We start from the raw sequence: 13,121 nt of genomic DNA, 5'->3' as shown, positions 1-13,121 counted from the left end.
AGTCTAGTATTGAATCGTCATGGTTATTCGAGCACGCTCTTCCGCCATCGCGCGCAGCTGGTCACGCCGGGTCCGCCCGGCCCAGCGCCGCGTTGAGCATATGGTCCACTCTCAGCTGCATGATCTCACCACGGAGCCGGGGCTGACCGAGCTGAGTGATTCCGGCGTCATCGAGCACGACGGGGTGCAGGTGGCCTGGTACGAGGCCGGCCCGAAGGATGCCGCGGCCACCGCCGTATTCATCCACGGTTACTGCCTGTCCGCGGAGAGCTTCTACGCCCAAGTCAACGACGTGCGCGCTCACTTCCCGCAGGTGCGGTGCTTGCTTGTCGACGTCCGCGGGCACGGCCAATCCACCCACGTCACCCCCGCCAAGTGCACCGTGGCTGGCGCGGCCGATGACGTCCTCGCTGTTATTGCTGAGCGCGCCGCCGACGGCCCGTTGGTGGTTCTGGGCCACTCGATGGGCGGCATGATAGCGCTCAACCTCCTGCGCCGCGCCCCGCGGTCGGTGGCGGAGCGGGTGGCCGGCATGGTGCTGGTGTCCACTTCCATCCAGCGCTTCGCCGCGGCCGGCTTTGCGCGGGTCCTCGAATCCCACCTGATGAAGGCGCTGTACCGCGCCTGCCTGCGCCTGCCAGAAAAGGCCAATAGCGCGCGCTTTGAGGTTGCCGCCGTGGTGGCCCCGGCCTTCGCGGCACTGCTGCAGGGATTCCCGCAGATGGACAAGCTCCAGTTCCACGTCTCCATGCTGCTCGACACCCCCATGTCGAGCTACGCGGGCTTCTTCGATGACCTGGTGGAGCACTCTGAATTCGGCGCTGCGGCGCGGCTGCGGGACATCCCGGGAGAAATCGTTGTGGGCTCCGCGGACATCGTCACGCCCAAGCGCCAGTCCGAGGTCATCGCCCGCCACTGGCCCGCGGCCGCCCGCACCGTCATTGACGGCGCTGGGCACATGGTCATCCTGGAAGAACCCGACGAGGTCTCCAAGGCCCTGGGCCGCGTGTTGAAGGCAGTCGTGGACAAGGCACAGGGCCCTCACTAACGGAGGGCCTCCTCGATCCCTGGGGAGGGATCTGGGGATGTATCCATCAGTGAGGGCCCTAAGCGGTGCTTAACTACTGCTCCTCGACGTCAGACGTAGAGGAGGTAGCCGTCGGGTCATCCAGCTTCAGGTCGCGGGCAGCCTTCTCCACGACGGAGCGCTCCACCTTGCCCTCGCGGGCCAGGCCCTCGAGGACGGCGACGACGATGGACTCGGCGTCGGTGTTGAAGAAGCGGCGAGCGCCCTCGCGGGTATCGGAGAAGCCGAAGCCATCCGCGCCCAGCGTGATGTAGTCACCCGGGACGTAAGGGCGAATCTGCTCCTGCAGGTCCGTGGCAAAGTCGGACACGCCGACGAACGGGCCCTCAAAGCCCTTGAGCTGCTTCGTGGCGAAAGCCTCGGTCGGCTCCGCACCCTTGCGCAGCGCCTCCTTGTTGCGGGCGGCGCCGTCGCGAGCCAGGTTCACCCAAGAGGTGACAGAGAAGACGGAGGCCTTCACGTCGAACTGCTCCGCCAGGATCTCCTGGGCACGCAGTGCTTCGTAGACGCCCACGCCGGAGGCCAGGATGTTGGCCGGCAGGGAGCCGGACTCGGCGGTGTTGTAGTGGTAGATGCCCTTGTGCAGGCCCTCGACGTCCAGGTTCTCCGGCTCGGCCGGCTGCTTGACCGGCTCGTTGTACACGGTGATGTAGTACATGATCGGCTCGTTGTCCTCGCCATACATGCGCTCGATACCGCGCGGAACCAGGTGCGCGATCTCGTAGCCGAAGGCCGGGTCGTAGACCTCCACCGCCGGGTTGGTCGACGCCAAAATCGGGGAGTGGCCATCCATGTGCTGCAGGCCCTCACCCGTCAGGGTGGTACGGCCGGCGGTCGCACCAATGATGAAGCCACGGCCCAGCTGATCGCCGGCGGCCCAGAAGGCATCGCCCGTGCGCTGGAAGCCGAACATGGAGTAGAAGATGTACAGCGGGATCATGGCCTCACCCTGCGTGGCGTAGGAGGTCGCCGCCGCGGTGAAGGAGGCGGCAGCGCCGGCCTCGGAGATGCCCTCGTGGAGGATCTGGCCGTCGGTAGCCTCGCGGTAGGACAGCATCAGGTCGTGGTCCACCGGGACGTAGTTCTGGCCGCGCGGGTTCCAGATCTTCAGGGTGGGGAACCAGGAGTCCATACCGAAGGTGCGGGCCTCATCCGGGATGATCGGCACAACACGCTTGCCCAGCTCCTTATCGCGCATGAGCTCCTTGAAGGTACGCACCAGCGCCATGGTGGTGGCCACGTCCTGCTTGCCAGAGCCCTTGCGCACCGAGCGCAGCTTCGACAGATCCGGAACGGTAAGCGTGTCGAAGTTCTCGCGACGCTCCGGCAGGAAGCCGCCGAGCTCCTTGCGACGCTCCAGCATGTACTTGATTTCCGGGGTCTCCGGGCCCGGGTGGTAGTACGGCGGCAGGTACGGATCTGCCTCCAGCTGCTCGTCCGTAATCGGAATGCCCTGCTTATCGCGGAAGAGCTTGAGGTCCTCCAGCGTCAGCTTCTTCATCTGGTGGGTAGCGTTGCGGCCCTCGAAATTGTGGCCCAGGCCGTAGCCCTTAATGGTGTGGGCCAGGATGACCGTCGGGCGGCCGGTGCCGGCGTAGCTCAGCGCCTTGTCGTAGGCGGCGTAGATCTTGCGGTAGTCGTGGCCGCCGCGGCGCAGGGCCCAAATCTCGTCGTCGCTGAGGTCCTCCGCCAGCTTGAGCGTGCGCTCGTCGCGGCCGAAGAAGTGTTCACGCACGTAGGCGCCGTCGTTGGCGCGGAAGGTCTGGTAATCACCATCGGAAGTGGTGTTCATGATGTTGACAAGGGCGCCTTCCTTGTCGGCGTCGATAAGCTTGTCCCAGCCGCGACCCCAAATGACCTTGATGACGGACCAACCCGCGCCGCGGAAGAAGGACTCCAGCTCCTGAATGATCTGGGTGTTACCGCGCACCGGGCCGTCTAGGCGCTGCAGGTTGCAGTTCACCACGAAGGTGAGGTTATCCAGCTCGTACAGGGACGCCATCTGCAGCAGACCGCGGGACTCCGGCTCATCCATCTCGCCGTCACCCAGGAACGCCCACACGTGCTGCTTGGAGGTGTCCTTGATGCCGCGGGTCTCCAGGTACTTGTTGAAGCGTGCCTGGTAGATGGCGTTAATCGGGCCCAGGCCCATGGACACGGTGGGGAACTCCCAGAAGTCCGGCATCAGGCGCGGGTGCGGGTAGGAGGGCAGTCCCTTGCCCTCACCGCGGGAGTGCTCCTGACGGAAGCTGTCCATGTCCTCCTCGGTGAGGCGGCCTTCCATGAAGGCGCGGGCGTAGACGCCGGGGGAGGCGTGGCCCTGGAAGAAGACCTGGTCGCCGCCGGACGGATCGTCCTTGCCCTTGAAGAAGTGGTTCAGGCCCACCTCGTAGAGCGGGGCAGCGCCCGCGTAGGTGGAGATGTGGCCGCCCACGCCAATGCCCGGGCGCTGTGCGCGGTGCACCATGATGGCCGCGTTCCAGCGGATCCAGCGGCGGTAGCGCTTCTCCAGCTCCTCATCGCCGGGGAACTCCGGTTCGAGGGAGGTAGGAATAGTGTTCACGAAGTCCGAGGACGTCAGGGAAGGAAGAGGTACACGCTTCGCGGTCGCGCGCTCCAACAGGCGCAGCATGAGGTAGCGGGCGCGCTCCGGGTCGGAGGAATCAAGCAAACCGTCGAGTGAGTCCATCCACTCGCGGGTTTCTTCCGGGTCGGAGTCGTGCAGGTATGCAGCTACACCGTCACGAACGATGGGAAAATTGGAGTCACCCTTGACGGCGTCCAAATCGGCCATTGAATCCTCCTGGATAGTGGTACAAAGATCGTTATCTAGAATACGCGCCTACTAAATGGGGAGAAACCTCACTCCCCCATAGGTGTTTTGCGAGTGAAAAATGTCCACTTGTGGGTGGTCTCGGGGGAGGTTTGGCGCGAAAAAGTGCACGGCGGGCGTTAAAATACTCGCTATGACAACCACGACTCCATCGGAAGGAACTTCACACGTGACCGGATCTGCCGCCAAGCTCGGCATTGAGGAGGGGCAGATCGCCCTCGAGCTCGGCTGGGACGAGGACTGTGATTCCACGATTTCCGAGGCCATTGAAGACGTGCTGGGGGAGGATTTCCTCGACGAGGAGACCGACGAGCTGTGTGACGTTGTGCTGCTGTGGTGGCGCGCCGAGGACGGCGACTTGGTGGACGGCTTGGTCGATGCCTCCCGTCCCCTCGGCGATTCCGGCCGCATCTGGCTGATGACCCCGGGAGCTGGCAAGCCGGGCAACCTGGAGCCGGGCGAAATCTCCGAATCCGCACAGCTGGCGGGCCTGGTGCAAACCAAGGCGGAGCGCCTCGGCGAATGGCAGGGTTCCTGCCTGGTGGCTCGCGGCTACACCAAGAAGGCCTAAAATCGCCCGCTTTTCTAGCGGATTTGTCGCCGCGGGCGCACGTAGGCTAATCTTGTGCGAGCGCGTTAAGCGCACTGCGGCTTTAGCTCAGCTGGAAGAGCAACTGGTTTACACCCAGTAGGTCGGGGGTTCGATCCCCTCAGGCCGCACCAAATGAAACCCCTTTCCGTTAAGCCGGAGAGGGGGTTTCGTCGTGCTCGGAGGGCGCCCGCGGGTGCTCTAGGGCGAAGACCGCTTTGGTGGTGGGTGTAGATGCGAACTGCTCCGGCTGCTTTGAGTTGGGTGTGTTGGCGTTCGGGGTTTTGGTCGGTAGTGCTGACGCGGGCCTAGCCGATGATTTGGCCGGCAATGCCCGAGGAGTGTTCGTCAGGGTCTAGGGGTGGTGTCGTTTGTGTTCGTTTGGTCTGGTTTAACCCTTGCGAACACTTGGTATGATTCCGGAATGAGTGTTCGGTTGGGGTATACCTCAGAAGGGCACCCTCGCCCCAATTCGTTTGCGTGTCACCAGCTATCTCACGTCGCCCGAGTTGAGCCTAGTTGGAACTTGGAGGATTGGTGTCCTGATGTTGGACTTCCTAGAACAAAATAGCCGAACGATGTAATCTGGGTGGGGGGAGACGACTAACCACACAAACCCGCGCTAAAACAGCAAGCGTGTATTGAGGAGGATGGCATTGATGCGTAAACAGAAAAGCGCAGCCTACTGGTGGAGCGTTACTGTCGTTGTAGTGCTGTTCATCGCAACGCTTGTAATCAATTATCTAGCAGGACTAAGTGCTGATGAATCATACTTTGGAGCACATTGGTGGCATCGTCTGGCGTGGGTTACGCCACTGTTGTTCTTGGCTTCTTTGATTTGGGCCTGGTTCGAGCACAGGAAGAGGCATCGGTATCCGCATTGACCCATATTTAGTAGCGACGGGCGTGAATGAGAAGGAAGCCTTTGCGCTTGGGCGAAAGATGCTTTTGCTCTAGTGGGGAGTGTCGATCCTGCTTAGGCCAATTGGTGTGATGTCTAGCGACTCTTTGGACGTTTGCGGCGGTGGAATAGCCGGATGGCTTCGGCAATCTCGGTTTCGGTCGCTTCTCGCGTCCACGCAATCGCGTTCATGATCGTTCCCTTTGGGGCCGAGGCTAGAAGCGCTCGTGGCCGCGCTCGCGGATCCTCTCGTAGAAGTCCGGCTTGGAGGAGCCGTAGCGCGAGCGGGTGCGGCGGGACTGGGAGGCTGGGGTGGCCGAAGTCGGCGCCGACTCGTCGGTGTGGTCGGTGGTCTCCGCAGAAACCGCGGACTCGGGCGCAGAGGTGGTGGCGTCGCCAGCGGGGTGGGCCGGTTCGGCGGGGGCACCGTCGACAGCCGCGGCGGCGCTGGCCAGCGCGGCCTCCTCCTCGCGGGCACGGCGGCGCTCCTTGATCTCGGACCACACGAAGTAGCCCAGGCCCAGCGGCGCCATGATGCCAAACGCAATCCACTGGTAGCCGTAGGAGAGGTGATTGCCGCGGTCCAGCTTGGGCACCGGCAGGGCGTGGAGCTCGCCTGGCTGGTCGGGGGAGAGCTGCAGGTAGTCGTGGGCCAAGGAGGTGCCGGTGAGCTGGCCAATCTGCTCCGTGTTGATGGAGTAGACCTGTTCGTAGCCCTGCTGGTTCGTAGGTGCGGTGGCGTGCTGCGGCTCGTCGTAGCGCGCCATGCCCACGATGGTGACCTCGCCGGAGGGAGCCTTATCGATGTGGGGGACGGTGTTGCCCTCATCCGTGGGCATCCAGCCGCGGTTGACCAAAAGGGTCATGCCGGAATCCGTCTGGAAGGGGACGAGGGACTGGAAGGCCGGGGCGGAATCCACCGGGCGCAGGCGCAGCAGAACCTCCTGGTCGGGGAGGTAGCGTCCGGTGACCTCCGCGCGGGTCCACTCCTTGTTCAGGGAGCCGTCGGTGGAGAAGACGTCCTGCACCGGCTGCGGGTCGGACTCGTAGGCTTCCTCGATGAGGTGGTTGCGTTCCACAATCTTGTCGTCCTTGCCCAGCTGCCACGGCGCCAACACTGTGAAGGCGAAGTAGGAGAAGGCGACGACGAAGAGGAGCAGGAGCACCCACCCGGGCTTGAGGAACGTCTTGAGCATGTGGTTCAGCTTAGTCGCGCTGCTGGCGAATCCACGCGAGCAGGCCCGGCACCGCCGCGTCGATCTCCTTGCGGGTGCGGGTGAAGTCCTCCTCGGTGCCGTAGTAGGGGTCCTCGACGCTGGCGTCCTCCGGGGAGTTCGGGTCGAAGCTGCGCATGAGGCGCACCTTTTCTGCCGGGATGCCGCGCTCTATCAGCGCCTCGCGGTGGCCGGTGTCCATAGCCACGAAGAGGTCGGCGTCCATGTGCTCCGCGCCCAACTGGGCGGCGCGGTGGCTGGCGCCGTCGTGACCGCCGCGGCGCAGCTCCGCCACCGCGCGCTCATCCGCGCCCTGGCCCACGTGCCAGCCACCCAGGCCGCAGGAGGAAACGCGGGCGACGAGATCGAGCATGTCGGTCTCCATGGCATCGCGCGTAATGATCTCCGCCATGGGTGAGCGGCAGATGTTTCCCGTGCAGACGAAGACAATGTGGAGTTGGTTGTCGTTCTCCGGAGGCGTCATGCGGGAGTCTCCTTAAGATATAGGGTGCGCTGGCGAACGAAAGCTAGGATATAGCAGCGACACGAATGACGTGAAACCCAAGGTTACAAAGGAGCTTTTCAGATGGCAGAGCACACCACCGTCGGCGAGGTTCGCCGCGTCCTCCATGAGGCTTACCCGCCGGAGCTCGCCGAATCCTGGGACTCCGTAGGCCTGGTCTGCGGCGACCCGGCCGCCGAGGTGAGCACCGTGGCCTTCGCCCTTGACTGCACCCAGGAGGTAGCGGACCGGGCCGTGGAGCTGGGCGCGCAGATGCTGGTAGTGCACCACCCGCTGCTCATGCGCGGCGTGACAACCGTTGCGGCGGATACCCCGAAGGGCAAGGTCATCCACACGCTTCTTCGGGGCGGGGTGGCGCTGCTGGCCGCCCACACCAATGCCGACAAGGCCCGGCCCGGTGTCAACGACAAGTTGGCGGAGCTGGTCGGGATTAAGCCGGGGCGACCGATTGTGCCGGTGGAGCCCTACGAGGACCTGGAGACCGCGCTGGGGCTGGGGCGCGTGGGAGAGCTGCCGGAGGCCATCACGCTGCGGGAATTTACCCAACGCGTGGCCGACGCCCTGCCGGAGACCGTGTGGGGCGTGCGCGCGGCGGGCGACCCGGAGCGCATGGTCAAGAAGGTGGCGGTCTCCAGCGGCTCCGGGGATTCCTTCCTGGAGCAGGCAGTAGCCCTGGGCGTGGACGTGTACGTGACCTCGGACCTGCGCCACCACCCGGTGGATGAGCACCTGCGCGCGGCACACCTGATGGACCCGGAAGGCCCGGCCGTCATCGATACCGCCCACTGGGCCAGCGAATTTCCCTGGACGGCCCAGGCGCGCGATAGTGTGGAGGGCGCATTGCGCGTGAACACCGAGATCATCGATGTCCGCACCGACCCATGGACGATTTCTGCGCATAAGGAGAACTAAATGAAACTGCCACCGCATCTGCAGCCCGTACTGCTCGAGCTGGCCACCCTGGAGCGCACCCAGGCGCTCGGCGGCCCCGCTGTCCTTCCGGAGCAGGAGGAGTACGACAAGGCACAGGCCGAGCACGCCCGGCTTGTCGACGCTTCCGGCTCCGCCCAACTGGCCGTCGACGACATGGAGATGGAGATCCTGCGCATCCAGGCCGACGAGCGCAAGCTGCGCCAGCGCGAGCGCGACGACAGGGCCCAGCTCGGTGCGGCCACCGACCCCGAGCAGCGCAAGGACCTCGAGCACGACCTGTACGCGGCGAAGTCTCGTATCGCGGATCTCATGAGCGAGCTGCAGGAAGCCCACAACGAGATCCATGCCCTGCGCTCCAACCTGGACGTCCACGGCGCCAAGCTCTCCGAGTCCGAGCGCAAGCTGGAGGTTCTCAAGCGTGCGGCCGAGGCCGCCCAGGAGGCCGCCGCCAACCGTCCGGACCCGCAGCTGCGTATTACCGAGCTGCGCGAGCAGCTGCCGGCCGATGTGGTCGAGGAATACGAGACCGTGCGCGAGGAAAACGGCGTGGGTGCCGCGGCGTTTACCGGCCGGGCCTGCGGCGGCTGCTTCATCGTGCTGCCCCCGGCAGAGCAGAACGCGGTGCGCAACGCGCCTGCCGACGTCCTCCCGCAGTGCGGCGATTGCGGATCCTACCTGGTGCGCCCGGCCTCATGAAGCTCGTCATCTTCGCCGACGGTGGCTCCCGCGGCAACCCCGGCATCGCCGGCTCCGGCACCGCGGTCTACAACGCCGACCGCTCCCAGTTGCTCAAGGAAATCGCTTACGTCGTAGGCCGAAAATCCACCAATAACGTGGCCGAATACCACGGCCTCCTGCGCGGCTTGGAGGCCGCCGTGGCTATGGGTGCTGACGAGGTGGAGTTCTACATGGACTCCAAGCTCGTGGTGGAGCAGATGAACGGGCGCTGGAAGATTAAGCACCCGGACATGCAAAAGCTCGCGATTGAGGCCCGCGGCCTGCTGAACCAGATCAGCAGCTTCAGCTTGCAGTGGGTCCCGCGTGCCAAGAACAAGGTGGCCGATGCGCTGTCCAACGTGGCGATGGACGCCGCGGCCAAGGGCGAGCCCGTCGGCATCCTCGGCGCAGACAATGCCGACGCCGCCGGTGCGGCGGTGGCCGGGGAGACGTCGGAAAGCACTGCGTCACCGCGCTCCTCCGCCGAGCCCGCCGAGGGAACCTGGAATGCCTCCGACTGGCGCCGCGAGACCGGGCCGGTAGCCCGGTTCATCCTGCTGCGCCACGGCCAGACCGCCATGTCCGCCGCCAAGCAGTACTCCGGCCGCGCCAACCCGGAGCTATCGGAGCTGGGCCAGAAGCAGGCGCTCGCCGCCGCCCAGGCGCTGGCGGAGACCCACATCGACGCCGTCGTGTGCTCCCCGCTGCGCCGCTGCCAGCAGACCGCCGCCGCGGTGGTGAAGGGCCGCGACCTGCAGGTGGAGACCGTGGATAAGCTCATCGAGGTCGACTTCGGACGCTGGGAAGGCAAGACCTTCGCCGAGGCCGAGGCCGCCGACCCGGAGCTCCACGCCCGCTGGCTCAAGGACACCTCCGTGGCCTGCCCGGGCGGGGAGTCTTTGCGCGCAGTCCACCGCCGTGTCAGCGCCGCTCGCCGCGAGCTGGAGGAGCGCTTCGCCGGCAAGACTGTACTCGTGGTCTCCCACGTCAACCCCATCAAGTCCTTCGTGCGCCAGGCCCTCGACGCCGGGCCGCAGACCCCGCTCCACCTGTTCTTGGGCTTGGCCTCCCTCAGCGAGGTCGAGTTCTTCGACGGGGGTAGCACCCTGCACCGATTCAACGATGTGGGGCATTTGAGCGCACTGGGATAAACTAGCGGGAGCGAATGAGCCGACCGGGTAAACGCGTCCTTGCGAACCGGCCCCCAGTACGGGGCTAGGCGCGGGCCGAGGAAAGTCCGGACTCCACAGAGCACGGTGGTTGCTAACAGCAACCCGGGGTGACCCGCGGGAAAGTGCAACAGAGAGTAGACCGCCGCGCCCTCCGCTTCGCTTCGGCGCGGCGTGGGGAAGCGGTAAGGGTGAAAGGGTGCGGTAAGAGCGCACCAGCACCGTCAGCGATGGCGGTGGCTGGGTAAACCCCACTGGGAGCAAGGCATCACGGCCCGCCACGCTTGCGGGCCCGATCAGGCGTAGTAGGTTGCTCGCTGAAGCCTGAAGGTAGCCGCTTGAGCCAACTGGCAACGGTTGGCCTGGATGGATGTTTACCGCCGCGCCTTAGTGCGCGGTACAGAATCCGGCTTATAGGTTGGCTCATTCGCTCCCACCGGCATAATTTTTGGAACAATGGGGCGGCATGAAGCTGTATGCCGCCCCTTTAGATTTCCGCGCCATTGCGGAGGAATTCTCCGTTCCCACCGACTTTCCCGCGGACGTGATCGCCCACGCCGCAGCCGCCCACGACCGCTATGCGCAGTCGCGCCGCGACGCCCGCGACATCCCCTTCGTCACCATCGATCCGGCCGGCTCCAAGGACCTGGACCAGGCGGTGTTCATTGAGGCGCGCGGGGCCGGCTACCGGGTGCACTACGCCATCGCGGACGTCGCCGCGTTCATCGAGCCCGGCTCCGTACTGGAGGAGGAATCCTTAAAGCGCGGGCAGACCATCTACCTGCCGGACGAACCCGCGCGCCTCCACCCGGCGGAGCTGTCCGAGGACAGGGCTTCGCTGCTTGCCGACGTCGACCGGCCCGCCGTCCTCTGGACCTTCGACCTCGATTCGGCAGGGGAGGTCGAAGACTTCTCGGTGGAGCGCGCCCTGGTGCGCAACCGCGCGCGCCTGGACTACGACCAGGTCCACCGGGATCTGGAAAACAGCAGCCTCCATTCCTCCATCGCGCTTTTGCCGCAGGTGGGCAAGCTGCGCCAGGCCTCCTCGCTGCGCCGCGAGGCGATCAACCTGCGCGTGCCCTCACAGCGGGTTTCCGACACCACCGACGACGGCGCGGGACACTACGAGCTCATCATCGAACCGCGCTACGAGGTCATGGACTTCAACTCAGAAATTTCCCTGCTGACCGGCATGTGCGCCGGCCAGCTCATGGAGCGCCACGGCGTCGGATTCCTGCGCACCCTGGCTGCCGCCACCCCGGAGGCCGAGGCGGAGTTCCGCTCCGAGGCGCAGGCGCTGGGCTTCTCCCTTGACGGACAGTCCATCTCCGAGTTCCTCCATTCCGTCGATGCGGACTCGCCCCGCGGAATGGCGATTATGCGCGAAGCACAGCGCCTCTTGCGCGGCGCGGACTACGTGTGGCTGGACGACGCACCGGCGGAGGTACACGCCGGCATCGGCGGCTTCTACGCGCACGTCACAGCGCCCCTGCGCCGCCTCGTCGACCGGTTCGCCACCGAGGTATGCCTGGCACTCAGCGGCGGCTACGAGGTTCCGGAATGGGTACGTGAGCGCGCCGGGGAGGTCGTGTCCACGATGCGCTCGACCTCGCAGCTGGCCTCCCAGGTGGATAAAGCCTGCCTCAACCTCACCGAGGCCACCGTGCTCGCGCCCTGGGTGGGCACGAACTTCGACGCGGTCGTGGTCGACGGCGGGCCGAAGCGCGAGAAGGCCCGCCTCTTCGTCCTCGAGCCGCCCGTCATCGGGGAGGCCGTGGGGCAGCCAGCAACGGGCCAGGAAACCACCGTCTCCCTGATTAAGGCCGAGGTGGCCAAGCGCGACGTGCTCTTTGCCTGGCCGGCCGACTAGCCCTCCGTGATAGCCGGGGTGCCCGCGGCAATGGGCACCACCAGAAGGCCGTCCGCAGCCAGATCAGCCGCGAAGTTGTGTGCCTTGGCTTGAGGCACGTACGCGACCACTGCCGTCGACGTTCCCGCATGGGCAGAACGCGCCGCCAGCGCCCCGCGGGCGGTGGCCAATTCCGCGAGCTTCTCCGCCGAGTCAAAACCGTAGACGGTGGCTAGCGCCGACTGGGACTGCGTGAGCAGCGGGAAAAGCTCCGCCCCGCGGCGCGAGCGCAGCGCACGTGCCACCGCCTGGGCGCGCTCAGTTTCCTCGGCATAGAAATTAAGCCACGCCGTGGCCTGCGCAATGGTGGGCTGGTTTTCGGGGCCATGCACCTTGTGGACAGCAGCCAGCCACTCCAGGACGCGCTGCGGGGCGTCAGGCAGCAGGCGCAACGACTCCGCGCCGAAGGCTACGCAGGCCTTATCCACGAAGCGCTCGCGGGCGCGGATATCAGCAACCGCCTCCGCCGAATCGAACTCACCCGGCACGGCCAGCACGAAGGCGGCCACCTCCTGGTTGACCACGTGCGGTGCCTGGGTGACGGAGCCATCGGCATAGTCGATGATGGTGATCGCATCCCCCGTACCGCGCAGCGCCGCCGAGTGGCGGGCGCGCAACGCCGGGTAGTGGGCGAAAGTGCCCACCGCCTGGGCACAGACCTCCGCCAACCGGGCGCGCAGGGGCGCGTCGTGCGGATCGTCGGCGTCCCCCAGCAGTGCCAGGGCGGTGGCGACGTCGATAGCGGCCGCCGCGCCTAGGCCAGCCGTGGCCGGGATGTCCGTGACTACCGTGATGTCGGCGCCCGCGGTGTCGCGGGTGAGCAGCTGGCGATTAATCATGGTGTGGATAATCCCGCCGAGACGCGCGGCCAGCCCGCCCTGCGGGGCGGGCGGCTCGATGGGCTGGCCTTCCTCATCGACGGTGGGCTGCTGCTCGGCCGCCAGCGCGGACACCTGGTCCATGGTGATCGATTCTTCGCTGGTGGTGCCGTCAGCATGCTGGCAGTGCACGCGCACGGTTCCGTCGGTGCGGGGGCCGACGGCGACGGCAGCCCGCATGTCGTTGAGACCCATGATGGTAACGCCGCCGAAGTGGTCGATGTGTTCGCCGATGAGCGACCATGTGGCAGGAGCGCTGGCGACGTGCGCCGGTGCTGCACCAGTGGTTGTGGTGTGCTCGGCGCGGGCGCGATCGGCGGCCGGGGTGGTGGGGGCGGTCCACAAGGGCATAGGGAATGTACTCCTTT

10 protein-coding genes, 1 tRNA gene and 1 other RNA gene are annotated in these 13,121 nt (G+C 65.7%); 8 read left to right on the top strand and 4 right to left on the bottom strand.

Annotated elements, in window-relative coordinates; all coding sequences use genetic code 11:
• Positions 1–19: 19 nt before the first annotated feature.
• The gene (locus tag ACLI1P_RS09510) at positions 20–1,048 is read left to right on the top strand and encodes an alpha/beta fold hydrolase (RefSeq protein ID WP_411708696.1); all 1,029 of its coding nucleotides are present in this window, start codon (positions 20–22) and stop codon (positions 1,046–1,048) included.
• 73 nt (positions 1,049–1,121) lie between these two features.
• On the opposite strand, the gene aceE is transcribed toward ACLI1P_RS09510, so the two are convergent.
• On the bottom strand, positions 1,122–3,881 hold the full coding sequence (gene aceE / locus ACLI1P_RS09505; protein WP_411708695.1) for a pyruvate dehydrogenase (acetyl-transferring), homodimeric type: 2,760 nt from the start codon (positions 3,879–3,881) through the stop codon (positions 1,122–1,124).
• A 208-nt stretch (positions 3,882–4,089) separates the two neighbouring features.
• Here aceE and ACLI1P_RS09500 point away from each other — a divergent pair, with 208 nt between their 5' ends.
• Together ACLI1P_RS09500 and ACLI1P_RS09495 are read left to right on the top strand one after the other, a co-directional pair.
• Positions 4,090–4,491, top strand: a complete 402-nt coding sequence (locus tag ACLI1P_RS09500; protein WP_411708694.1) for a DUF3052 domain-containing protein — start codon at positions 4,090–4,092, stop codon at positions 4,489–4,491.
• Between the two features lie 76 nt (positions 4,492–4,567).
• Positions 4,568–4,643 (top strand) — tRNA-Val (locus ACLI1P_RS09495).
• A gap of 982 nt (positions 4,644–5,625) precedes the next feature.
• On the opposite strand, the gene ACLI1P_RS09490 is transcribed toward ACLI1P_RS09495, so the two are convergent.
• Both ACLI1P_RS09490 and ACLI1P_RS09485 read right to left on the bottom strand, forming a co-directional pair.
• Positions 5,626–6,606 (bottom strand): SURF1 family protein, encoded by a 981-nt coding sequence (locus ACLI1P_RS09490; protein WP_411708693.1) that lies wholly within the window; start codon positions 6,604–6,606, stop codon positions 5,626–5,628.
• A 10-nt stretch (positions 6,607–6,616) separates the two neighbouring features.
• On the bottom strand, positions 6,617–7,108 hold the full coding sequence (locus ACLI1P_RS09485; protein WP_411708692.1) for a low molecular weight protein-tyrosine-phosphatase: 492 nt from the start codon (positions 7,106–7,108) through the stop codon (positions 6,617–6,619).
• Between the two features lie 102 nt (positions 7,109–7,210).
• Here ACLI1P_RS09485 and ACLI1P_RS09480 point away from each other — a divergent pair, with 102 nt between their 5' ends.
• The 5 genes from ACLI1P_RS09480 to ACLI1P_RS09460 all read left to right on the top strand — a co-directional run bounded on the left by ACLI1P_RS09480 (position 7,211) and on the right by ACLI1P_RS09460 (position 11,836).
• Entirely contained in the window at positions 7,211–8,059 is an 849-nt protein-coding gene (locus ACLI1P_RS09480) for a Nif3-like dinuclear metal center hexameric protein (RefSeq protein WP_411708691.1), read from the top strand.
• A complete protein-coding gene (locus tag ACLI1P_RS09475) occupies positions 8,060–8,776 on the top strand; it encodes a zinc ribbon domain-containing protein (RefSeq protein WP_296131249.1) in 717 nt (238 codons plus the stop codon).
• A complete protein-coding gene (locus ACLI1P_RS09470; protein WP_411708690.1) occupies positions 8,773–9,948 on the top strand; it encodes a bifunctional RNase H/acid phosphatase in 1,176 nt (391 codons plus the stop codon). Before ACLI1P_RS09475 ends, ACLI1P_RS09470 begins: the two co-directional genes overlap by 4 nt.
• 15 nt (positions 9,949–9,963) lie before the next feature.
• Positions 9,964–10,396: RNase P RNA component class A (gene rnpB / locus ACLI1P_RS09465), an RNA gene on the top strand.
• 36 nt (positions 10,397–10,432) lie between these two features.
• Positions 10,433–11,836: an RNB domain-containing ribonuclease gene (locus ACLI1P_RS09460; RefSeq protein ID WP_411708689.1), complete on the top strand. Its 1,404-nt coding sequence runs from the start codon at positions 10,433–10,435 to the stop codon at positions 11,834–11,836.
• Here the strand turns inward: ACLI1P_RS09460 and ACLI1P_RS09455 are convergent.
• Positions 11,833–13,104, bottom strand: a complete 1,272-nt coding sequence (locus ACLI1P_RS09455) for a galactokinase family protein (RefSeq protein WP_411708688.1) — start codon at positions 13,102–13,104, stop codon at positions 11,833–11,835. The two genes, ACLI1P_RS09460 and ACLI1P_RS09455, sit on opposite strands and share 4 nt — an antisense overlap.
• Positions 13,105–13,121: the final 17 nt, after the last annotated feature.

The organism is Corynebacterium tardum, assembly GCF_046717785.1.
Taxonomy (GTDB): Bacteria; Actinomycetota; Actinomycetes; order Mycobacteriales; family Mycobacteriaceae; genus Corynebacterium.
The sequence above is the reverse complement of the archived record's forward strand: the minus strand, read 5'-3'. Positions and strand labels throughout refer to the sequence as shown.

What these genes read in the sequence shown, in the direction of transcription:
- ACLI1P_RS09510 (WP_411708696.1), top strand. Translation starts at nt 20, where the DNA reads ATGGTTATTCGAGCACGCTCTTCCGCCATCGCGCGCAGCTGGTCACGC.
- aceE (WP_411708695.1), bottom strand. Translation starts at nt 3,881, where the DNA reads ATGGCCGATTTGGACGCCGTCAAGGGTGACTCCAATTTTCCCATCGTT.
- ACLI1P_RS09490 (WP_411708693.1), bottom strand. Translation starts at nt 6,606, where the DNA reads ATGCTCAAGACGTTCCTCAAGCCCGGGTGGGTGCTCCTGCTCCTCTTC.
- ACLI1P_RS09485 (WP_411708692.1), bottom strand. Translation starts at nt 7,108, where the DNA reads ATGACGCCTCCGGAGAACGACAACCAACTCCACATTGTCTTCGTCTGC.
- ACLI1P_RS09480 (WP_411708691.1), top strand. Translation starts at nt 7,211, where the DNA reads ATGGCAGAGCACACCACCGTCGGCGAGGTTCGCCGCGTCCTCCATGAG.
- ACLI1P_RS09475 (WP_296131249.1), top strand. Translation starts at nt 8,060, where the DNA reads ATGAAACTGCCACCGCATCTGCAGCCCGTACTGCTCGAGCTGGCCACC.
- ACLI1P_RS09470 (WP_411708690.1), top strand. Translation starts at nt 8,773, where the DNA reads ATGAAGCTCGTCATCTTCGCCGACGGTGGCTCCCGCGGCAACCCCGGC.
- ACLI1P_RS09460 (WP_411708689.1), top strand. Translation starts at nt 10,433, where the DNA reads ATGAAGCTGTATGCCGCCCCTTTAGATTTCCGCGCCATTGCGGAGGAA.
- ACLI1P_RS09455 (WP_411708688.1), bottom strand. Translation starts at nt 13,104, where the DNA reads ATGCCCTTGTGGACCGCCCCCACCACCCCGGCCGCCGATCGCGCCCGC.